This is a genomic window from Kribbella sp. NPDC049584, from assembly GCF_040675555.1.
Taxonomy (GTDB): Bacteria; Actinomycetota; Actinomycetes; order Propionibacteriales; family Kribbellaceae; genus Kribbella.
On the sequence record NZ_JBFAPF010000006.1, the window covers coordinates 40812 to 62478 of the forward strand.

18 protein-coding genes are annotated in these 21667 nt (G+C 67.9%); 2 read left to right on the top strand and 16 right to left on the bottom strand.

From position 1 onward, the window contains the following. Window positions 1–2: 2 nt before the first annotated feature. From AB0J62_RS21500 to AB0J62_RS21520, 5 genes are all read right to left on the bottom strand, one after another. Window positions 3–212: a hypothetical protein gene (locus AB0J62_RS21500; RefSeq protein WP_363873634.1), complete on the bottom strand. Its 210-nt coding sequence runs from the start codon at window positions 210–212 to the stop codon at window positions 3–5. 542 nt (window positions 213–754) lie between these two features. Beyond that, window positions 755–1378: an NAD(P)-binding domain-containing protein gene (locus AB0J62_RS21505; protein WP_363873637.1), complete on the bottom strand. Its 624-nt coding sequence runs from the start codon at window positions 1376–1378 to the stop codon at window positions 755–757. A gap of 76 nt (window positions 1379–1454) precedes the next feature. Beyond that, window positions 1455–2189, bottom strand: a complete 735-nt coding sequence (locus tag AB0J62_RS21510) for an SDR family oxidoreductase (protein ID WP_363873640.1) — start codon at window positions 2187–2189, stop codon at window positions 1455–1457. 42 nt (window positions 2190–2231) lie between these two features. After that, window positions 2232–3173, bottom strand: a complete 942-nt coding sequence (locus AB0J62_RS21515; protein ID WP_363873643.1) for an SDR family oxidoreductase — start codon at window positions 3171–3173, stop codon at window positions 2232–2234. Window positions 3174–3214: 41 nt separating this feature from the next. Next, window positions 3215–3838 carry an NAD(P)-binding domain-containing protein gene (locus tag AB0J62_RS21520; protein ID WP_363873646.1) on the bottom strand — a complete coding sequence of 208 codons (624 nt, stop codon included), beginning with the start codon at window positions 3836–3838 and terminating at the stop codon, window positions 3215–3217. A 187-nt stretch (window positions 3839–4025) separates the two neighbouring features. Here AB0J62_RS21520 and AB0J62_RS21525 point away from each other — a divergent pair, with 187 nt between their 5' ends. Together AB0J62_RS21525 and AB0J62_RS21530 are read left to right on the top strand one after the other, a co-directional pair. Continuing rightward, a complete protein-coding gene (locus AB0J62_RS21525) occupies window positions 4026–4922 on the top strand; it encodes a LysR substrate-binding domain-containing protein (RefSeq protein ID WP_363873649.1) in 897 nt (298 codons plus the stop codon). 127 nt (window positions 4923–5049) lie between these two features. After that, window positions 5050–6639, top strand: coding sequence for an MBL fold metallo-hydrolase (locus AB0J62_RS21530; protein WP_363873652.1), 1590 nt, complete (start codon window positions 5050–5052; stop codon window positions 6637–6639). Here the strand turns inward: AB0J62_RS21530 and AB0J62_RS21535 are convergent. The 11 genes from AB0J62_RS21535 to AB0J62_RS21585 form a co-directional block, all read right to left on the bottom strand. Next, window positions 6618–7286 carry a sugar transferase gene (locus AB0J62_RS21535; protein WP_363873655.1) on the bottom strand — a complete coding sequence of 223 codons (669 nt, stop codon included), beginning with the start codon at window positions 7284–7286 and terminating at the stop codon, window positions 6618–6620. The two genes, AB0J62_RS21530 and AB0J62_RS21535, sit on opposite strands and share 22 nt — an antisense overlap. Window positions 7287–7296: 10 nt before the next feature. Then, window positions 7297–8370 (bottom strand): hypothetical protein, encoded by a 1074-nt coding sequence (locus tag AB0J62_RS21540; RefSeq protein WP_363873658.1) that lies wholly within the window; start codon window positions 8368–8370, stop codon window positions 7297–7299. Beyond that, window positions 8367–9692 carry a polysaccharide biosynthesis C-terminal domain-containing protein gene (locus AB0J62_RS21545; protein ID WP_363873661.1) on the bottom strand — a complete coding sequence of 442 codons (1326 nt, stop codon included), beginning with the start codon at window positions 9690–9692 and terminating at the stop codon, window positions 8367–8369. Before AB0J62_RS21545 ends, AB0J62_RS21540 begins: the two co-directional genes overlap by 4 nt. Beyond that, entirely contained in the window at window positions 9689–10981 is a 1293-nt protein-coding gene (locus tag AB0J62_RS21550; protein WP_363873664.1) for an O-antigen ligase family protein, read from the bottom strand. Before AB0J62_RS21550 ends, AB0J62_RS21545 begins: the two co-directional genes overlap by 4 nt. A 6-nt stretch (window positions 10982–10987) precedes the next feature. Continuing rightward, window positions 10988–12040 carry an aminoglycoside phosphotransferase family protein gene (locus AB0J62_RS21555; protein ID WP_363873667.1) on the bottom strand — a complete coding sequence of 351 codons (1053 nt, stop codon included), beginning with the start codon at window positions 12038–12040 and terminating at the stop codon, window positions 10988–10990. Then, window positions 12037–12471 carry a hypothetical protein gene (locus AB0J62_RS21560; protein ID WP_363873670.1) on the bottom strand — a complete coding sequence of 145 codons (435 nt, stop codon included), beginning with the start codon at window positions 12469–12471 and terminating at the stop codon, window positions 12037–12039. Before AB0J62_RS21560 ends, AB0J62_RS21555 begins: the two co-directional genes overlap by 4 nt. Beyond that, window positions 12468–13628 (bottom strand): glycosyltransferase, encoded by a 1161-nt coding sequence (locus tag AB0J62_RS21565; RefSeq protein ID WP_363873674.1) that lies wholly within the window; start codon window positions 13626–13628, stop codon window positions 12468–12470. Before AB0J62_RS21565 ends, AB0J62_RS21560 begins: the two co-directional genes overlap by 4 nt. After that, entirely contained in the window at window positions 13628–14635 is a 1008-nt protein-coding gene (locus AB0J62_RS21570) for a hypothetical protein (protein ID WP_363873677.1), read from the bottom strand. The genes AB0J62_RS21565 and AB0J62_RS21570 overlap by 1 nt, the downstream gene beginning before the upstream one ends. Continuing rightward, window positions 14632–15876 carry a hypothetical protein gene (locus AB0J62_RS21575; RefSeq protein ID WP_363873680.1) on the bottom strand — a complete coding sequence of 415 codons (1245 nt, stop codon included), beginning with the start codon at window positions 15874–15876 and terminating at the stop codon, window positions 14632–14634. Before AB0J62_RS21575 ends, AB0J62_RS21570 begins: the two co-directional genes overlap by 4 nt. Before the next feature lie 28 nt (window positions 15877–15904). Continuing rightward, complete coding sequence (locus AB0J62_RS21580; RefSeq protein WP_363873683.1) at window positions 15905–20122, bottom strand: right-handed parallel beta-helix repeat-containing protein; 4218 nt, start codon at window positions 20120–20122, stop codon at window positions 15905–15907. Between the two features lie 65 nt (window positions 20123–20187). Further along, a complete protein-coding gene (locus AB0J62_RS21585) occupies window positions 20188–21648 on the bottom strand; it encodes an RtcB family protein (protein ID WP_363873686.1) in 1461 nt (486 codons plus the stop codon). Between the last annotated feature and the right edge of the window lie 19 nt (window positions 21649–21667).

Consider the following 21667-nt stretch of genomic DNA (forward strand, 5'->3'; position numbering starts at 1 on the left):
AACTAGTGCGCAGCGGCATCAAGCCGAGCCACCGCCTTCGTCAGAAGCTTTGCAAACGCCGCATCGGTGGGGAACGTATCGCTGACGTCAAAGATGCGGAGCACGGTGCCTCCGCGTATCACCGTGGCAGTGTGAAGCACGAAGGTCTGGTTGGGAGTATCCGAGTCGATCAGCTCGGTGCGTAGAGCGATGCCGTCCTTCAGGCCCGGCACAGCCACCTCCTTGACCGTCATCCTCAAGTCGGTCCGGACCGACGTCGTGCCGCTGACCGTCCTGCAATGCGGCAGTGCGTCGGCGATCTTTCCGACGATCGACAGCTGGCTGGTCGGCCAGGAGTAGATCAGTTCGGTGATCCCCAGGAGAGGTTGCCGGACGAAATACTGCCCCCGGATCGAGGTAGCAGGCGGAGCCAGGCGCCTCAGCGGGTTGCCGACAACGATTCCGCAGTCCGCCGGTTCGTACTGCGTCGTCCCCGCGCCTGCACTCGGACTTGGATCCACCGCGACACCACCATCCCAGCCTTTCGGCAGGTCGGCGAGTGTGAGCGCGGCCTTCGTTGCCTGGGCGACTGTCAGGGTGGCAACCGTTGGAGTCGGGCTGGGACTGGGGTTGTCGAACTGTTGGCCGCAGGCTGTTAGTGCGAGTACTGCGACGAGTGCGAGCCGGCGCACCGTGGGTCTCTGCTGGTTCAGCACCTGCGTATGTTAGCGGGTCTCGGGCCGAAGTAGCTTATATCTAAGGGCTTATGGCCAACTCAGCTGAGGTTGTTGATGGCTAGGGAGAAGTTGAAGTTGCCTACGCCGTGGCGGGCCAGGCCCATTGTCAACACGCCTGCTCCCTCTACCCAGTGGGCCATGTGCAGGTTGCCGGTGTCTCGCGGGCGCAGTCCGAGGCTTTCGATGAACGCTGACACGCTGGCCTTGGCTTGCGCATCGCCGCCGGCCATGAATACGTCCACCGGGCCGCCTTGGGCGAGCACGTGGCGGAAGAGGGTGTTGAACGCCTTCACGACCTGGGCGCTCGCGGGCGCGGCCTCGGCCACCCTTTGCGCGACGGAGGTGTCGTGAGGGACTGCCAGCCCAGTGCCGGTGGCGTCGAAGGGGTTGGTGATGTCGACGATGATCTTGCCGGCCAGCGCGTCCCCGAACTCGCGGACGACCGGTACGGCGCTGTCGAACAGCACCGCGAGGATGACGATGTCGCCGGCCGGAGCGGCCCCGAACGTCCCGGCCGTGGCGCCGCCGCCGAGCGACTTGGCCAGGGCCACGGACTTGGCTGCGTCGCGCCCGATCACCTCGACGGTGTTGCCGCCCTTGATGGCCAGGGTGCCGATAGTGGCGGCCATGTTCCCCGTGCCGATGATGCTGATGCTGCTCATGATGTGTCCGCTCTTCCTCGTGCTCGATCTTGCTTTGTCGTGCAGTGTCAGAACCAAGGCGTCAATGGGCTCTCAGTCAGATCGCCGTGGTGCCGCCGTCGGCGACCAGTTCCAGGCCGTTCACGTAGCTCGAGTCGTCGGAGGCGAGGAACAGCGCGACCGCGGCGATCTCCTCAGGGCGGCCCATCTTTCCCCGCGGGATCAGCGACTCGAACGCGGCCTTCGTTTCCTCGTCGAACAGTTCCTCCTGCTTCGCGGTCGCGACCTGACCGGGGGTCAATACGTTCACCCGGATCCGCCTGTCCTTCAGCTCGTTGAGCCACACGCGGGCCCAGGCCTGCTGGACGGCCTTGCTCCCGGCGTACAGACTCCATCCGGGGAAGGCCCCGAGCGAGGCGTTCGACCCCGTCATGAAGATCGAGCCCTCGTCGTTCATCAACGGCAGAGCCTTCTGCACCGTGAACAGCGTCCCGCGCGCGTTCAGCCAGAAGGCGGCATGGAACTGCTCCTCGGTGATCTCACCGAGCTTGCCCGGCTCGCCCATCCCGGCGCTGGCCCACAGGACGTCGATCGAGCCCTTCTCCTGCTTGACCGTGTCGTACAAGCGGTCGAGGTCGTCCAGATCAGCCGCATCGCCCTGTACTGCGGTCACGTTCCGGCCGATTTGTTTGACGGCCGCGTCCAGCGCGTCCTGCCGCCGGCCCATGATGAAGACGTAAGCTCCTTCGGCCACGAACAATTCGGCGCCGGCCAGCGCCATGCCGGTTGAGCCGCCGGTGATCACGGCTACCTTGCCATCGAGCTTTCCCACAATTACTCCCTTGAATTGATGTAAACCCGGAAAGCCCGGAGGTTAAATACGCTCAGCGGAGAAGTAGTGGCCGTTGTCCAGATCGGCGAGCAGGCCGGGCTGAGCTGGTTCCCAGCCGAGAGTTCGGCGAGTGATGAGATTGGAGGCCGGGTAGGTCTGCGTGACGATGTTCGCGAGGAACCCGAAGTACCCCGGTAGCACCAGCTCGTCGACGGGCACGCTCACGGCGGGCAGGCCCAGGCGGCTGCCGATGGCCTCGGCGATCGCGCGGAGCGGGATGGCCCCGTCTCCGACCGCGTGCCAGTACCTGCCGGCCGGCCCCTTCTCCAGCGCCAGCCGGAACAAGGAGGCGGTGTCGCGGATGTGTACGGCGTTCCACAGGTTCGCGCCGTCTCCGGGGTAGCCGGCGAAGCCCTTCTCTCTCGCGAGCGCGATCAGCTGCACGAGGAAGCCGGAACGATCGGTCGTGCTGTGGGCGATGTTGGCAAGCCGCACGACCGATGCCCGCACTCCCCGCTCGGCAAGGCCGATCACGGCGGATTCCACGACGTTACGAGCCCGCAGGGTGCCCCGGTGCTCGTCGCCGACCGGAAGGGCCGGGTCGTCCTCGGTGGCCGGCCGGCCCAAGTTCCCCGGCGAGCCGATGCTCCCCGCGGCGACCAGCGGCTTCCCGGTGCCCGCCAGCGCTTCGCCGTACGCGAGCATGATCGGGACCTCCGCGGCCGCCACGGCATCCATCCCGCCAGACAGCAACAGGTCCTGCCGGTGCGCGACGTGGATGACGCCGTCGGCGTCCGCGGCCGCCTCCTTCAACCCGTCGAGATCCTCGAGGTCGCCGAGACGTACCTTCACGTCGAGTGTGGACAGCGCCGTCGCGGCGGCGTCCGACCGGGCCAGGGCAGTGACCTCGTGGCCGGCGGCAACGAGCTCGGGAATGATGTACGAACCGGAGTGGCCGGTCCCGCCGGCGACGAAAACTCGCACGTTGTGTCCTTCTGTGTCGGTAGGTGAAGGGTTGAGTGCGCTCAGCCCAGAACGTTGATGCTGAGGGCAATGTCGAAGGTCCCCGCGCCGTGGCGGGCCGCGCCCATCAGGAGCGGCCCGACACCTTCCAGCCAGCGAGCCATTTCCAGGCCACCGACGTCGAGCGGACGTAGCCCGAGACTTTCGATGAACGTCGACACGTCGGCCTTGGCCCCCGCGTCGTCCCCGGCGAAGAGCACGTCCAACGGACGGCCCTGGGCCAGCACGTGGCCGAAGACGGTGTTGAAGGCCTTCACGACGTGCGCGTTCGCCGGAGCGGCCTTGGCGATCTCCTGCGCTCCGGACACACCGTCAGGCGTGACGAGCCCGGTTGCGTCGGCATTGAAGGTGTTGGAGATATCGATGATGACCTTGCCGGCCAGCGCATCGCCGTACTGGGTGACGACCGCGACGGCGCTCGTGTACGGCACGGCGAGGACGACGATGTCGCCTGCAGGGACGGTGCCGAACGTCCCCACCGTGGCCCCGCCGCCGAGCTCTGCCGCCAGGGCTGTGGCCTTGGCGGCGTCGCGGCCGACGAGCTCGACCGAATTGCCGCCCGCGACCGCGCGAGTCGCTATTGAGCGAGCCATTCCGCCGATGCCGATAAAACTGACGTTGCTCATAATGTGCCTGCTTTCTGCAGCTGGACAGCACAGCATTTCCGCCCAATCCCGGTGAGGATCGGTGCGGAATTTCTTTGATCGGATTAGTTTGTGCCCCATTGACAATGCCACCCGGCCGGAGTGCGTGTCCAAGACCTCTTTCAGCGGTGGTGATACCTTGAAGGCATCGCCGGACCGGGAGGCTCCCATGGATCTGGACCTGCGCAAACTGCGCTACTTCGTCGCTGTCGCCGACCGGTTGCACTTCGGCCGCGCCGCCGAGGAGCTGCACATCGCGCAACCGGTGCTCAGTCGGCAGATCCGCGCTCTGGAGAAGGATCTCGGTGTCTCGCTGTTCGCCAGGGACAGCCACGGCGTGGAGCTGACCGACGCGGGTCGACAGCTGCTGGACGACGCCGGCCCGCTGCTCGCCTCTGTGCGCGCGGTCCGGCGGCGGGTGTCCGTCGCCGGCCGCGGGAGCCAGCGGCTGGTCATTGGCTTCCGGACCGGCATCCCAGTCATCCCGGCGGCGCGGGCGTTCGAGGCCCGGAGCCCGGATGTGGTCGTGGACGTGCAGCGGATGGAGTGGGACGACCAGGCCCTGATGCTGCTGGACGGCCGCGTCGACGTCGGCTTCGTGCGACTGCCTGTCGACGAAACCGGGCTGCGCCTGACTCCGCTCTACACCGAGCCGCTCATGGTGGCGCTGCCGAGCGACCACCGGCTGGTCGGCAAGGAGGAGGTCTCCGAAGCCGACCTGGACGGTGAGCCAGTGGTCTGGCATGCCGACCCGAGCACGCAGCCCACCAGGCGCCCGCACCCAGACTCCGGAGTCCGGGCGCGCGGGGTCGAGGAGAAGCTCGAGCACGTCGCGGCGGGCCGGGGCATCTCGTTCGTCGGGCGGTCGGAGACCGTGTTCTACTCACGCCCCGACATCAGCTATGTGCCGATCCCGGAACTGGCGCCCGAACAGGTGTGCCTCGCAGTGGCCGAATCGCGATCCTCACGAATGGTCGACGACTTCCTGGCCGCGGCCCAGGAAACGGCCGAGATCACTGCAGAATGCGGGAACTACGAAATGTGGCAGCCGCAGGCCAGCCGCTAGACCGCGCCTACAGCAGGAATCCTTCGCTCGCTCACGAAAGCTGACCGGGCCGCCTACGGGCATTGACGTAGAGGTTCTCGTGCGGGCGGGGGATGCTCGTCCCGGACGGCCCGGGGAGCCTGGTGACATGGGCGAGCCGATGATCACTGCGCTGGGGCATGCCGGATTGCGGATCGACGGAGCGGATGTCCGCGTCCTCGCCGACCCGTGGCTGTCGCCCGGTGGCGCGTTCCTCGGCTCGTGGTTCCCGTTTCCGGACAACTCGCACGTGCTGACGCCCGAATTGCTCGACGTCGATCTGGTCGTGGTCTCGCACGAGCATCTGGACCACCTTGACCTCGACCTGCTCGCGGGACTGCCGCAGTCGGTTCCGGTGGTCGTGCCGCGGTATCCCTCGACGATCATCCAGCGTCGGCTGCACGCGATCGGGCGGACCCGGATCGTCGTTCTCGACGCGTGGCAGCGGTATCCATTGGGCGAGCACGACTGGCTGACGGTCATTCCCGAGCAGTGCCCGATGAGCCACGACTCCGCCGTACTGCTGAAGATCGGGGAACGGAGCGTGCTGCACACGAACGACGCGCGAATCTCGCTCAGCCAGGCGCGACGGGCGATGACCGAGATCGGGGGACCGCTGGACCTGATGGGTGTGCAGATGTCCGGCGCCAGCTGGCATCCGATCCGGTACGAGTACGACGAGGTCGAGTGCGAGCGGATCTCGACGATCAAGCGGATCGGCAAGTTCAAGGCCGTGACAAGGCTGGTCCGGCAGGTCGAGCCTCGGCTGGTGATGCCGTACGCGGGTCCGCCGTGCTTCCTCGACGACGACCTGTTCGAGTTGAACAGCGGACTGCGACCGGGCGGAATCTTCCCCGACCAGAGTGAGTCGCTGGCATGGCTCGCGGAGCGGATCCCGAGCCAGGCAGGGGCGTGTCTCCTCCCCGGTGACCAGATCCGGCTGGATGACCTGTCCGTCGTCCGCGACCCGCACTGGTCCGGCTTCACGCTGGACGCAGGACCCGAGGAGCGGCGGCGCTATCTGAAGGAGTACGCCGCTCGGCGCCGCCGCGCGATCGACGCTGCCTGGGCGGCGAACCCTGAGCCGCAGTCCGGTTTGGCGCAGCGCTTCAAGGCCCATCTGGAGTCACTCGGCACGCTGTCGGAGTATTTCCTGGCCCGAATCGGCATGACCTTGCGGTTCGATGTCTCCGGGCCGTTCGGCGGGGTGTGGGACGCGCACATCGGGCCGGACCGCGTGGTGGTCGAGCTGGACGGTGGCGAGGGGCACGCCGACTACCGGCTGTCGATGGACGGCCGCTGGCTGGACGGTGTCGTCTCGGGCCGAACCCGCTGGGAGGAGCTTCTGCTTTCGCTGCGCTTCATCGCGCGCCGGGAGCCCGACCGGTACAACGACTACCTGGTCGGTTTGCTGAAGCATGCCGACCGTGCAGCGCTGCGAGCGGTCGAGGAGTTCGAGGCCGCGCGGGATCCTGAGGAGACCACCGAGTTCACCGTCGGAGGCAGGCAGATCCGGGTGAGCCGCTACTGCCCGCACGCCGGAGAGGATCTGGCGGAGACCGGCGTTGTGGTGAACGGTGTGCTGCGTTGCCTGGGCCACAATTTCGAGTTCGACGTGAACAGCGGGAGTTGTCTCAACGCCCGCTGTGACCCGATCGCCGTGAAGCCCGTCGAGACCTATGAGGAAGAGGCGGTCTGAGCACCGACCGGCTGCTGCAGGTCGGCGAGTCCGACCACGAACAAGGCAGTCACCAGCAAGTAATAGAGGGTGCGTCGGACGGTCGGCCGGTCCAGGTACTCGCGGTCGGCGGCGACCCGCAGCGGCACCAGAACCTCGAGGTACCAACGCTCCACATCGGTCCGGCCGTCCGGTGGTACGGCGGACCGCTCGCGGTACTGCAATTGCGCCGGACCGGTCAGTCCTGGCCGGGCCTGTAGCACCGGCCGGCATGCTTCCGGATACCCGGCGGCCAACGCGGCGCTCTCCGGCCTCGGACCCACCAGCGTCATCTGTCCGCGAAGCACGTGCCAGAGTTGCGGCAGTTCGTCGATCGCCGTACGCCGGAGGAACCCGCCGATCCGGGTGATCCGCACGTCCGTCGCGGCGGTGATTTCGGGGCCGGAGGCAAGCAATCGCATGGTCCGGAACTTGTACAGCGTGAACGGCCGTCCATTCTCGCCCACCCGCGTTTGCCGGAACAGCACCGGCCGGCCGTTCGTGACGAGAAGCAGTACGGCGACGACTGCCAGCAGAGGTGACGCAAGGATCAGCAGTAGCCCGCCTACCAGCACGTCCAACAGGCGCCGGGCCGGACTGATCGTCGCAACGTGACGGTTCGACGGCATGGTTGCTCCTCTACTGACCGGTGCCAGCGGCAACGAAGACCGCTGTGAATGCTTGTGCGGCGAGATCGCACTCGTGGTTGTAACTCGCCGAGTCCGTTGGCAGTGTCGACGGCGTCATGTGCGTGATCAGCCGCACGCCTTGCTGCCGTCGTCGTACCATCGCCGTCCACAGCGGGTTGGGCTGCAGGTCCGGGGCCAGAAGGCTGACGATCTGGCCCTGGTAGCGCTGCCGCCAGGTCCAGATGTCGACGGCCTGTGCGCCTGCGGCAACGGGCACATCGATGTAGGTTGCGGCGTCGGTTCTCGCCTGGTCCGCGTTGCCGCGATACCCGTTCGCATCCGCGAGTGCCTTGCGGGCCTGGAGGGTCGTGAGCGAGGCCCAGCCCTGCGCGCGGATCCGGTTCCAGATGTCGGTCTGCGCCGTCTGCCGATCCAGTCCCCACCGTGCGTAGGTGCTCTCGTCGAGCAGCCCGGTGCTGAGATCGAGCCGGTCGATCAGGTGGGCTCGCAGGTAGCTCTCGACAGCTGCGGCTGTCGCTGCCGGGTACTTCTGCCGGACACGCTGTGCACAGCCTTCCTGGTTCCCGCCGCGCCATGGCAGGCAGCCGAGCTCGGGCACCACCGCATCCACGAGGATTTGTTTGCCGGGGGCAACCTGCGCCAATCGGGCCCGGGCCTGGGTGAGGAAGTCGGTGGCCTGCGCTGTCGACGTCAGCCCGTCGCCGTAGCCGATCTCGTCGGAGATCTTGAACCCTGCCGTACCAGGGACCTTTGCCAATTCGCCGAGGCGGGTGATCGCCTGGTCGAACGCGGCCGATCCTTCGAGCCACTTGGCGACGAGGTCGGATTCCCACCAGATCGCGACGCCGCGTCGATGCAGCGCATCGGCGAGGGAGACGTACCGGTCGCCGGACAGGTCCACCGGCACGCTGCCGTTCGTGGGTGCACTGGACGGACTGGCCGGCTGCGAGGTCGGTGTCGCCGAGGTCGGACTCGGCGGGTCCGTCGGAGTGCTGTCCGGCGACTTCCGTGAGCAGCCGACGACGAGCAACAACACCACGGTGGTGATGGCAACGGCTTTCATGATGTTCCCTCGCCGACGGCAACAGTTGCGCGGTGACGTCGTCCGGTGGCGCTCAGGCGGAGCAGGAGTCCGATGAGCAAGGCATCCGTCGTCAGGTAGGCCGCTGTCGATGCGGCCGCCGCGCCGAGAGCGCCGTACCGCGGGATCAGCGTCACGTCGAGCACGACGGTGACGGCCAGTCCGACACCGAGGACAATGGAGTTGAGGCCGGGCGTTCCGCGGCCGTACAGGTACGCGCTGGCGACTCCGGAAGCGCCGGCGAGGATCATGCCCGCCACCAGAACCCGCGCCGGCGTGACGGCCGATCCGAACGAAGCGCCGTAGAGCAACCGCATCACGGGCGATGCGAGCAACGCGACCGGAACCGCGGCGACGACAATGCCGACCAGTGCGGGCCGGATCATCCTGCGGGCGATTACGGCCGCTTGGTTCTGCTCGAGTTTTGCGAGTCGGGGGTAGAAGACCCAGGTCAGTGCGGTGCCGGGCAGTCGGAGCAATTCGGCGTACTTCGACGCGACCGCGTAGCCACCCAGAATCGCCGGGCCGGCGATGGCTCCGAGGATCGCGACGTCGAGCCGGAGGTTGAGCAGTGTGATGAGCCCGCCGACCTGGCCGCGCAGGCCGTAAGACGCCACCTGTCTGGCGAGCACTCGGTCCGGCCGGCCCCACCAGCCGTGCCCATTTTTCGCCAGGCCGAACCGGCGCCAGCCCAGACGGCGACTGACCCGGCGCCAGGCGTCGACCGCGACGACCAGGTCCGCGAGGCCGAGGCCGATGATGATCGCGGCGATGCCGTGGATGCCGACGAGCAGCGGGAGGACGAAGCATGGCAGGAAGGCAAGCTCCTCGGCGGCGATGACGGCGTCGCCGCCACGGCGGTCCTCCAGACCCTGTAGAGCTGTCTTGCCGAGTGTGAGGAACAACTGCGAGGCGACCGTAGCGCCCGCGACCGCGATCAGCCACGGCGGTTCGTGGGGGAAGAAGACCCTGCCGATCAGCGGTGCGGTGGCCACCCACAGCGCGGTGCCTGTGAGAGCTCCGGCGAAGCCGATGGCCATCAACGTCGGCCACAGCCGCGGTAGATCCCGACGCGGTTCGGCCAGGAAGAATGCCAGCGCGCCAGGTAGGCCGAGCACGCACAGGACTCCGATCAGGCCAGGCATCATCCGCAGCAGCGCGTACTCGCCGACGGCGGACGGCCCACCGGTCCGGGCGACGAGAACGGTCGCGAGCGTCAGCCCGAGAATCGCCAGGAGGCGAGCCGAGCAGTTGGCGAGCACGGTGCGCAGGAGTTCGCCGGGGTGAAGCCGGGATCGGATCATGACGTTTCCTCTGGTTGATCCTGCATTGCGAGGACGAGCGCCGCGATGAGGCCCAGCCAGGTCCAGAGGTGGCGGAAGTGGAGGACTTCGTAGAAGCCCGCGGCCGTTGCCATCACCGGACCGACGACCGCGAGCAGCCAGGGTCTGGGCACGAGTTCGGCGTACGCCTTGGGCAAGGTGCCGAACACCAGTCGCAGGCAGCGTACGAAGACAGCGACGCCGAGCAGAAGCAGCCCGATGCCGCCGATCACCCCGCGCTCGAGCAAAGTCGCGAGGTAGTCGTTGTGTGCTTCCTTCACGTACGGCGCCTGGGTGGCCGCCAGGGTCGCTTTCGTCCGGGCGGGACCGAAGCCGGCGGCGTCGCCCTCCAGGAACAGGCTCGCGCCTTCCTTGACGATCGTCACCCGCTCGCTGCTGGAGTTGGCGCTGCGTCCGAACGAGTCGCGGAGCAACGGCACGCTACCGGCCGCGCGTTCACGGATCTCGCCGAGGTCGACGCGAGGCATGACGAACGCGACCACGAGTCCGCCGATCAAGGCCGTGGCCGCCAATGCGGCAGCTCCGGCGACGGCACCTTGGCGGCGGTACCTCGTTACTGTGAAGGCGAGAACGAGTCCGACCACCAAGGTGAGCATCGCGCCGTTGGAACCGGTGAAACCGATGGCGGTCAGCACCAGGATGTACGCGATCCGTCGGACGCCGGGCGAGCGTGGATGCTTGCAGGCGGCCATCACGAACAGCGAGACGACCAGGTAGTTGCCGGCCAGGTTCGGGTCGCCGAACGTGTACGACGCCCTTACCCCGTCCTTCGCCGAGACGCCGGTCAGCGCATTGATCCCGACCAGATAGGCCACCGACATCACGCCCGAGTAGATCGCGGCCGTGCGGCACCAGGCGATGGTGACAGCACCGACGATAGCCGGATTGCGCCGCCCCAGCGCGAGCGCCGCGCCCCAAGCGAACACAAGCAGGTCCTGGATGAGCACCACTCCGGTCGCGACAGACGCACCGGTGATGTACGCCGCGAATGCGCCGCCGAGCACGAGTCCTGCGACTCCGGTCGCGTACGGCAGCTTGACGGGTAGATGCGCACGTGCCGCCCACAGCAGGGCGAGCACGATGCACAGCAGGATTCCGGCGTCGGCAGGCGCGGTGTTGCCCGGACCTGCCGGGACGAGGAACGGAAGCAGGCAGGTGGTGAGACCCATCATCGCCGCGAGTACGTCGCCGCGGGGGAGCGCCGTCCAGCCGACAATGCCGCCGGTGGGTGCGGAAACCGTCGTCGTCATCGAGCATCAGCTCCGTGGCAGGTCGTCGGCCAGCGGCCAGTACGGGAGGTCGGCAAGCAGTTCCAGGTGCTGCGCAGCGAACTCGTCGTCGTTGGCGGTTGCGGCAATCTCGCCGAGGCCGGCGAGCGCTGCTGCGTACCACAGGGCGGACGGCAGGCCGAGTCCGTCGATCCCCGTGCGCAGGTAGAGACGAACGAGATCTGGCAGCCAGCCCTCTTCGAGCAGGCCGTACCTGATCCCTGCTCCGAATCCCGTTCGCCGCAGACCGCGATGTCCGCGCACCGGATGTCCCGGCCTGGTGTGCCGGTCGAGGTAGAGGCAGTAGCTGAGGGCGAATCGGACGAGGTCGCGCAGTGGCCATCCCGCTCGCGCGCCGCTTTCCCAGTCCACGACTCCGGTGATCCGGCCACTGTCGACGAGGAGATTCCCGAACCAGTAGTCGCCGTGGACCATGGTCCTGGCGGTCCGGTGGCTCTTCAGCTGATGGTCGGCGGCGGCCAGCCGCACCTGTGCGGCTTCGAGCCTGGGGTGTCCCGGCCAGCGACTTCGGACATAGTCCCCGACCTCCCTCGCCCAGGTGATCCGGCCTCGGTCGCCGGGGGTCGCCCGCTGGAAGTGGCGAAGCCATCCGCCGGCCAGCGCGAAGTCCTTCGCAACCGGTTGCTGACGCGAGGTGTGCAGCCACCGGTGGTACGCGACGCTCATCGGAGCGCCCTTGAGGACGGTGGTCACGACGGCCGGTAGCCCATCGCTGTCGAGGGTTTCGAGGTAGCGCGGCACGGTGGGCTCGAGCCCGCCGAGCTTCGCCTCGCCGAGGGCCATCAGCATCCGGGTCTCCCGGGAGATCGCACTCGCGGCCGCAACCGTGACCGGGATCTTGATGGCCACCGGGCCGGCGGGGCCGTCAGGATAGCTGCCGGGGGGTGGCGTGACGATCAACGTCCGCTTCGCGTCCGGATCCCGTGAGGTCGCGATCAGGACACCGCGGCTGCCGGGTGCGAACAGCAGATCGTGCACCGACCTCGGGTGCGGTTGAAAGGCCTTGGGAACTTCGGTCATGGTCGTCTCCCGATGACGACACGGGCCGGTGCGAAGGCGCCTGTCCAGCGCCACGGCGTACGGCGGGCCACGCCGAGCAGCGCGGACGCCGGCAAGGCGGTGAACGCCAGGCCAGGTGGCACGGTGGCAACCGCGGTCCAGAAATACCGGATTGCCTGCTCGACGTCGTCGACGACGACCATCGGCCGGCCGAGGGTGGGCAGAACGACGAATTCCCGCTCCAGAACGACACCCAGCTGACGCGCCACCCGCCGGAGACGTTGTCTGCTGAGCGGTCGCTGATCCATCAGCACGACGGGATGGCCGGCGGACAGCGCACTTTCGTCGACGGGTCCGGACCGGATGTCGATCTCGACCGTTCCGGCAGGGCAGAGCTGCAGCCAAGGTGAGGTAGGTCGCCGCAGTCGGCCGACGGGTTCGGCGCTGGTCATGAGGCAGCCAGGTGTGCGGAGCGAGGTGCGGAGTACACCTGGTCGAGGACCTCGGCCAGACTTTCGGCGTCATACGTACTGCCGGCGCCTGCCTGACCCAGGCGCGCCATACGGTCGGCCTTCGGACGGTCGTCCAGCAAGTCGTCGATGGCTTCGGCCAGTAGGCGCGGGCGACCCGGTGGAACGAGGACGCCGCTCTCGCCGGGGATGACCAGATCGGGTACGGAGTTGACTGCTGTGGCCACCACCGGGATGCCACAACGCATCGCCTCGACGACAGCGCAGGGCAGACCCTCGTAGCGGCTCGCCATCGCGAAGACGTCGAAGGCCGGCAGGAGCTGCGGCACGTCGGATCGTTCGCCGGCGAAGACGAAACGATCCGACAGGCCGGCCCGCCGTACCAGCTCCTTCGCCTCGTGGTCGCCGGGGCCGGAGCCGATCCACACGGCGACGGCTGCGGTATGGCGGAGCGCGGCGATGGCCGCGATGAAGTGTTCGGGTGCTTTCTGGTAGTCGATCCGTCCGACGGTGCCGATCAACGGCACCTCCGGGGTGATTCCGAGCTCCGCGCGGGCAGCTGCTCGTGAGCTGTCGGTGCGCGGCACGGTGACGGACTCCACCACCGGCGTGATGGTGCGCAAGGTGCTCGGCGTGGCCAGTCCTCGCCGCAGCGCCTCGGTGGCAACGCCGCTCCCGATCGCCAGCACGCTGTCGGTGATCCGGGCGAGGCGTTGTTCGATGGCGACGTACGCCGCGCGGCGGAGCGGATGCTGGAATTCGTGGAAGGGAAAGCCGTGGTAGGTGTGGACGATGCGCGGAACTCCTGCCCGATGCGCGGCCAGTCGTCCGAGTGCGCCCGCCTTCGCGCTGTGCGTGTGTACGACGTCGTACCGATCTTCCCGGCAGAGCTCGGTCAATCGCCGCAGCGCGCGCCGGTCGTCGTTCGGTGCGAGCGGTGACACCAGCGACGGCTCGATCAGGACCCGTAGGCCGGCGGCCGCGGCTCGGTCGGTCAACGGTCCGCCCTGCCCGGTGACGATCGTGATCCGGTAGCGCGCCGGATCGAGCGGCAGCACTCCCCGCAACGCGACCCCGCCCGCGCCGGCAATGAACCGGGTGACGATCTGGGCGACCTCGATCCGCCCGTCGCCGGCCATCAGCCGACCCTGCCGGTGCGGACCGCGGCCAGCGGACGCCTGAGCAGTTCGGCGAGACCGGCGCCCGGCTCCTTGGCGAGGCGAAGCTCCACGCAGGGCAGGCGGTTCGCCAGGCACATGGCGACTTCTTCGATCGGTGCGTGGATCGGACCGCAGCCGGTCGCCGACGCGACGGTCGCGGCGATCGACCAGAACCGGCGTAGCTCACCGGCGGCATAGGTGCCCGCGGCGATTCCGCGGGCGGCCTGCGCCGGGCTCAGTTCGCGGAGCTCCGACGCGGCCTGTGTTCCACGCCGCAGTACGACGACGAGCTCCGGGGGAAGGGATCGGACCCGGTGCGGCCAGGCCTGCTCGCGCCGTCCGTGGGCCGCACGAGTGCCGGTCTTCGCGAGCAGCCTAAGCGGCTCGGCGACTCCATACGCTGTCGAACCGTCGCACGCTGCGAGGTTGTCGCACGTCGCCCGGGCACCGTCGGCCAGCGCCCGCGCGACCAGGGTCGACTTGCCGACGCCTCCTGGTCCGGCCAGCATCACTGCAACCCCGCCGACCTCGACGACCGACACGTGGAGCGGCACGAACCCTTGAAGCGCCGCGAACCACAGTGCCGGGTAGTGCAGCAATACCTGACCACTCAATGCGCGGTGCCTGGACGGCAGCAGTCTCGCTGCTGTGGATTCCTGGTACGTCGGCCGCCACCGGCTGGTGACGTGGAGTCCGTCCTCGTTGATCGTCCATCGCTGGTCGTAGCCGGACCCTCCGACGCTCTCCAGGACGACCTCCTGGCTGTCGATCGCCCACGCGCCTCGAGTGACGATCTCCGCTCCGTGGGTGTTGAACGGCCGGGAAGTGTCCTCGACCGACAGGACCACGTTGGGGAGGTCCGCCGTCGCCGGACCGGAGTGCTCAGGTCCGCCGGCCATGGCGACGAGGGCCTGTACGGCGTGGGCCGGACCGTGGACAGCGACACGTTGGCCGGCCGTGTGCAACTGCGCAGTACTCGTACTCACACGAGCCTGCCGAACCGCCGCCTGGCAGGTCCTTGGACGATGCCCAGCACCGGCCAGCGAACCGCCTTCAGCACGTCGTCGAGATCGTCGAGCCGGCGCAGCATCACCGAGCCGGAAGACACCACGACCACGCCGGCCGTCATCTCGTCCTCGGGTGTGACCGCGGAGAGACCGGTGAAGCGGACGTCGGCGAATCCGGTCAGCCCGGCTTCGTCGAGGCCGAACACCCGGTTGTCGTTGTCGACACCTGCCGGCTTCTTGAGCCGCTGCGGCGCGTGTGCGTAACCCGAGAACGAGAACAGCAGCTTGCTGACTGTCTCGGCATCACTTTCATCGGCGCCCATCAGAACTACTGCGTCCACTCCCTGCCGACGCGCGGCGAGTGCCATGGTGTTGCGCAGTGACTCGACGTCCTCCGTCGCCTTGCCGAGCACGGGCGCCTGCAAGAGACGTGCGAGCGCACGCAGGCCGTTCACTCGCGGACGGAACGTCTCGATGACCGTCGCAAGAGTCAGCCCGAGGACGAGTCCGAGCAGCAGTGCCAGCGCCAACTGCGGCAGTATGGACGTCTTGACCTGCCGGACGTCGGCCTGGTTGCTGACCATCACCACGCGGTCTCGTGTCGCCGAATCCGCGACGAGCGTCGCACGCTGACTGCTCAGCTGGCTGAGCAGTTGGTTCACGGACTGGATCTGTACGTTGAGGTCCGCCCGTGCGGTGATGTCGGCGATGCCGCGGAGCTGGGCCACCAGCTTGTCACGCTGGACTGTGGCCTGGTCGATCTGGTCCGACAGGTCGTTGAGAGTGTCGTTGAACGATTCCTGGTCGCCCTGATTCATGAACAGTGCGACCCGGATGGCGAGCTGGGTCACGATAGGCCCGGCAGCGATCGGGTTGTCGTCGGTGACGCTGAGCTCGACGATCGAGGACTCCCCGAGGCGCTGCGCCGAGATGTGGGTCGTCGCGTAGGTCTCGACGTCGCGCTGCTCCTTGGCCGCCATCAGCGCCGCCTCGAGCAGGCTCGGCGTCGTCGCCACGGCAAGCACTCGGCCGTTCATACCGTCGGCCTCGGTCGTCGACTTCGGTGAGCCGGCGACGACCTGCAGACGGATGGAGGCAATGGTCGGATCCGGCCGGCGGGCGGCCAGGATCGCTGCGCCGGCTACCGGTAGCAGCATGCACACCAGGATGATCCCCAGGTGGGCTCGCACGATCCGGCGGAACATCTCTTCGATCGTCATGGATGCGCCCTTCGGCCATTGCTGTGCATCACTGCGTGACCTGCACTGTCTTGGTGGCGCTGCTGGACAGGCCGACGGTGTCGGTCACGGTCACCTTGACGGTGAACTGACCGGCGGACGAGTACGTGCAGGTTGTGGTCGGACTCGTCTGCGGCGGCTGCGTCGCGCCGGTGCCGCAGCTGAACTGGTACGTCGCGATCGGCGACTTGTCGACGCTCGTGGATCCGGAAGCGTCCGCGGTGATCGACTGACCGTGCCGGATACTCGTCTTGGAGATCGTCAACTTCGCGGTCGGCGCGACATCGGCCAGGATCTTGATCGTCACGGTGGCCTTGCTGGTCAGGCCGCCGGTGTCTGTGACCGTGACCGCAGCGGTGAAGGTGCCGGCGTTCGGGTAGTCACAGGTTGTCGTGGACGAGGTGATCGCACCGGTCGTCTGGCCGTTACCGCAGTCGAAGTTGTAGCCGGCCAGCGGCCGGCCGTCGGCGTCGGAGGAGCCCGATGCGTCCAGAACCACTTGCTGCGGGCGGTAGGCCTGTGTCGGAGTGGCGTTGATCCGTGCGGTCGGCTTGCCGTTCGCCTTCACGACGATCGGCGTGCCGGTCCAGCTGTCACTGAGTCCGGACGAGTCCGTCACGGTCGCGGTCGGCGTGAACGTCCCGGCCACTGTGTAGTGACAGACACCGCTGGACTGGTTCAGTACCGTGCCGTTGCCACAGGTGATCCGGTACGTCGTCAACGGTGCGCCCAGACCGGCGCTGTGGGACGCGTCGATCGTCACGTCCAGCGGCGCGAACCCGCCGGTCGGCGTAGCCGTCACCGCGATCGCCGGACCGGTGTACTCGAAGGCGCCGAGGTCGGCGAAGGTGATCGGACCGATCCCGGTGTTGGCGACCGCCGGGTGGTCGGCAGGCGCGGTGCCGTCACGATTGACCGCGGTCCAGCCCGCCGTCGCGGTGTCGGCCGCGTCGATGGCCGGAGACGTGCTGGTGAGGTGCAGGTCGCGATTGGTCAGCGCCACGAAGCGTGGGTTGGCCGACCGGCCGGCGGGCTCCTGGCCGCTGACGGTCTGGAACGAGGCCAGCGTCGTGTACGGCTGCGAGGCCCACTCGAACAGCGGGCCGTTGACGGCGGTCTGGAACACCAGGTCGCGGTCCATCGTGATGCCCGCGCTGGACGTCTCGTCGACGCGGATCTCACCGATCGTCCGGGTACTGCCGACCGCGTTGTCCATCGCCACGTTGTTGCGGCTGGTCGCGCCGCTCGAGCCGCCCTCGAAGTTGATTCCGGCCGTGGCGTTGCCGACGACGGTGTTCGAGACCACGATCGATCCCGGCGCGGCGGAGTTGTCGATACCGTGGTCGCCGTTGTCGTAGATCACGTTGCGGCGGATGGTCGTTCCGGTCGAACCGGTGTAGGCCTCGACGCCGGAGTCATCGTTGCCATAGGCAAGATTGCCGTCGACCACGACCTGCTGGGACGTGGAGGAGACGTCGATGCCGGTCGCGACCCGGCTACCGAGCCGCTTGTTCCGGTACGTCGTGACGCCGGTGACTGTGACCCGGGTGCTGCCCTGAACGCTCACGCCGTGGAAGTTGTTGTCGTGGGTGATCGAGGCGCCCAACTGGCTGTCGGTCGAGTTGAAGAACCGGACGCCGATCGACAGGTTCGACGCGGCCGTGATGCCGTCGAGGTTGGCGTTGGCCGACCCGTCGACCGTGACACCCTGCGCACCGGACTGGGCGACGTCCAGTGTGCTCAGGGCGACGCGCTGGATCCGGTCCAGGTAGACGCCGCTCAAGTTGGTCTGGCGGACCGCGAAGCCGGTCACCGTGATGTCACTGACCTGGCGGAGCAAGATGCCGAAGCTCCGTGCGCCGGCCGCGACGGTGTGTCCCGCAGCCGGGTTCATGCCGCCGGTGTCGACGTACAGAGTGGCCGCGGAGACGTCGTAGAACCAGGTGCCGCTGCTGGTCGTCGTCGCACTGGTTGCCTTGGTCAACGGTTGGCCGTCGAGGAAGACCTGCGCCGGGACCGGCGTGAAGGCGTGCTTCCAGGCGGTCGTGGTCGTCGCGGTCCATCCTGCTGTGTCGGAGACGTCGTCGGAGCCAACGATGACCGCGGACGGCGAGGTGGCGCGCAGAGTGATAGGCGCGCCGGGCTGACCGCTGGCAGTGATCTGGACCTGCTCGCGGTACTGGCCTGGTCCGACCAGGACCGTGTCACCGGCGAGTGCCTTCTTGGTCGCCGCACCGATCGTGCAGAACGGCGTTGCGGTGGTGCCGGCTCCGGTGTCGCTGCAGGCCGGGTTGGTCTGCTCGACGGAGTAGGTCTGCACGGTCCGCGTGCTGACGATCTCCTGCGCGGTGGCGGTGTCGGTCATTCCCGCACTGTCCTGGACAGTCACGGTCACGGCGTACGTTCCCGCTGCCGCGTACGAGTGCGTCGCGGTCGCTGCAGGCTGCGGCCCGACGACCGTGCCGTCGCCGAAGTCGAAGGTGTACGACGCGATCCCGGCCGTGTCGTTGTCGCTGGAGCCGCTCGCGTCGGCCGTCACCGGAACCGAGGGCGGGAAGCTGACCGCAGCCGGGTTGAGGCTGACGGCGGCATGCGGGGCGTAGTCGGTCACGCCTGCGGCCGGCTGGAACTCCAGTGCGCCGCGGTCGGCGTACGTCGGCGTGCCGGTCCCGGTGTCCGGAATGATCGGGTCGTCAGCCAGGGAGTTGCCGGCCTGGTCGGTGCCCAGGAAGCCGGTGAGGCCGGCGTTGGCGGAGTCGACGGCCGGAGACCCACCAGTGAGCCGGAAGTCCGCGGAGCCGGCGTCGGCGAAGTCGGGATCCACCGACTGTCCGTGGTTCTCCTGTCCGGTCGCGGTCGCGAATGCCCCGAGCGTCTTGTAGATGATCCCGTTCACCTTCGTCGTGGACGCACCGACGTGGTTGTAGGCGCTGTCGTAGTCGGCGACGAGGCCCGAGTACGAGCCGGCGTCGACGTACAGGTCGTACTCGGTCGCGGTGGTGCCGTTGTCGACCAGGAGGTTGTTGGCCGTGGTGGCGCCGGTCGAGTTGCCCTCGATCGAGATGCCGTCCCGCCGGTTCCCGTACGCCGTGTTGTTCAGGTACTGCACGCCGGTCGAGGTCAGGGTGTCGAAACCGTGGTCGCCGTTGCCGTAAGAGATGTTGCGGACGACCAGGGCACGATGGCTGCCGCTGTACACCTGGAAGCCGCTGTCCTGGTTCTGGTACGCGACGTTGCCGCTCACAGTGTTGTCCGGCGAGCTGGTGTCGACGTCGATACCGTTGGCGGTCGCGTTCGGGTTCGGCGAGACGTTCGCGTACGTCGTGTTGCCGGTGATCAGGTTGTTCGACGCGTTGGCCAGGCCGATGCCATGCAGGCCGTTGTGATGACTGGTCGATCCGGACACCGTGACGCCGCTCGAAGCGGACAGCCGGATGCCTGTGGACAGTGAGTTGTCGACTGCGGCGGAGCGGATCGCGATCGCGCTGTTCGGACAGGTGTCGACCAGTACACCGTTGCCGGCCGACTGCGACGCGGTCACGTGGTCGACGGTGATCGCGGACGAGGTCAGCAGCCGGACGCCGGCCAGGTTCGGCCGGACGAACTGCAGGTTGCTGATGACAACGTTCTGCCGGCTCGTCGTGGTGATGCCGAACGACTGTGCGCCGGCCTCGACCGCGTGCCCGTCACCGGGGTTGGCGCCGCCGATGTCGACGTACAGAACCTTGGCTGTCGCGTCGTAGAACCAGCTGTTGGCAACGGTCGTGGTGGATGACGCCGCGGCAGCCAGGCGGTTGCCGTCGACGAAGACCTGGCGTGGTGTCGACGGCGGCGAATACGGCGTGCTCCACGCGGACGTGCCCGTCGCGGTCCACAGCGCGGCGCCGCCCAGCGCGCGGGTGCCGAGCACGATGACGCCCGGCGCGTCGCCGGTCACGGTGATCGGATCGGTCGCGGTGCCGGACGCGTTCACCGTGACCTGCTCGCGATAGGTGCCGGGGGCAACGTGCACGGTGTCACCCGGATTGGTCGCCTTCTTGGTGCCCTGGGTGATCGTGCAGAACGGCGCGGCCTGGGTCCCGGCGCCGGTGTCGCTGCAGGCGACCGTGTTGTTGACCCAGTAGCCAGTGCCGACGGCCGCCGCCGGACTGCTGGTGACGACCAGCAGCAGGGGAGCGGTCATGACCATGACCGTCCAGGCCGCCAGGCTCCGTAGCCGCTTGTTCATGATCGCTCCCGCTCGTCGAAACATCTGTGCAGAAACCTCGGTGCAGAAACCTCGGTGCAGAAATCTCAGTGCAGAACCGCGATGGGCCGCATCCGCGCGACCGGAGTCACCAGGCCGTTGCGGACGAGGACGTCGAGGGCCGCGTTCACGCCACGGTCGTCGAAGTGATACGCGTCGGTGGGGCCGCCGTCGTCGTACCGGTACCGACGGGTCTTGCGTTTCAGCGGGTCGTCGCCGGAGACACCGCGCGCGACCAGGTCGGAGACGACGGTGCCGGCGCCGTGGCAGGCGGAGTAGAGGCTGGTCGCCGACCTGTCACCGGCCACGGCCAGATAGCTGGAGGTCCGGTGCGTGCCGGGCAGCAGGACGGCCTGACCGGTGTCGGCGAACGTCGTCCCCGGCGTCATCATCGAGGCCGGGAAGGCGCGGCAGGAATTGTGCCGGTGGACGATGCCGGTCCGGTTGCCCACGGGCTCCTCGTAGATGCTGTTGTGCGGCGAGTCCACGACGAGCCGACCGGTGGCGCCACCGAAGGAGTCAGCAGCGATCCGGCGGAGAGCGGCGTACGTCGCCGTGCGGAAGGCGAACCCGTAGTTCATGGCCGCGGCGGTCGCGAGCATCAGCCGTTGACCCTCGTCGCCGGCCAGTGACAGAGGGGTGCAGCCGGCGGTGAAGTAGAGGGCGAGCCGTGTCCTGAGCTGGGCGAAGGATCGCGCGGAGCGAAGGTGGAACCATGGCTTCAACGCGGCGTTCACGGCCTTGATCTGCGCCGGATAGTCCTTGCGGCGGAAGAACAACCGGCCGATCTCACCGGTGAAGACACCGCCGCCGCCGTGGTACTGGATCGTCAGTTGCCCCTCGCGGACGCCGAGCTTGCCGGCCAGTTCCGGGTCGAGAATCTCCTCGACCCGCTGGAGTTCGACGAAGTGATTGGACGGTCCAACGGTGCCGAAGCGGTAGCGAGCCAGCTGGAAGGCGATCCCTGGCAGTTCGGACCGTAGTCTGTCCATTCCGCCGTACCGCTCGAGGTCGATCCGGCCGCCCTCCTCGATCCGTTCCAGATCCTCCGGCGGCGCGCCCCAGCGGTCGACGCTGAACTCGGAGCCGTCCCTGACGGCCTTGACGACCTCCTGACGGCTCAGCTCGGCAGTTCCGCGGGTCGGGTACGGGTAGCGCTCGCGGACCGCGCGCATGAAGACGTCGACAGCCTTCTCGTCCGGTACTTCGGAATCGACGGCGATCAGCGCCATACCGCAGTTCACCGATGAGCTGGTCAACTCCGGGCGGATCGTGCCGTTGGTCGCGACCGCGACACTCGATGGCAGTTCCATCGCGGACTTGTGATGGAAGTCGGGCAGCACGACCGGTGGAGCAGCCAGGTCCGCGCCCTCGACGCGCTGTCCCAGCGCGGAGATGGTCGCTCGGTCCGCAGGGAGCAGTTTGTCGTCATCGAAGACCGTCGGGGATGGAGTGACGGTGCCGTCGAGGACGCGGATGTCCAGTGGTGGCCGAGCCTCAGTGGTCATGCTTGTACTCGCAGTCGTC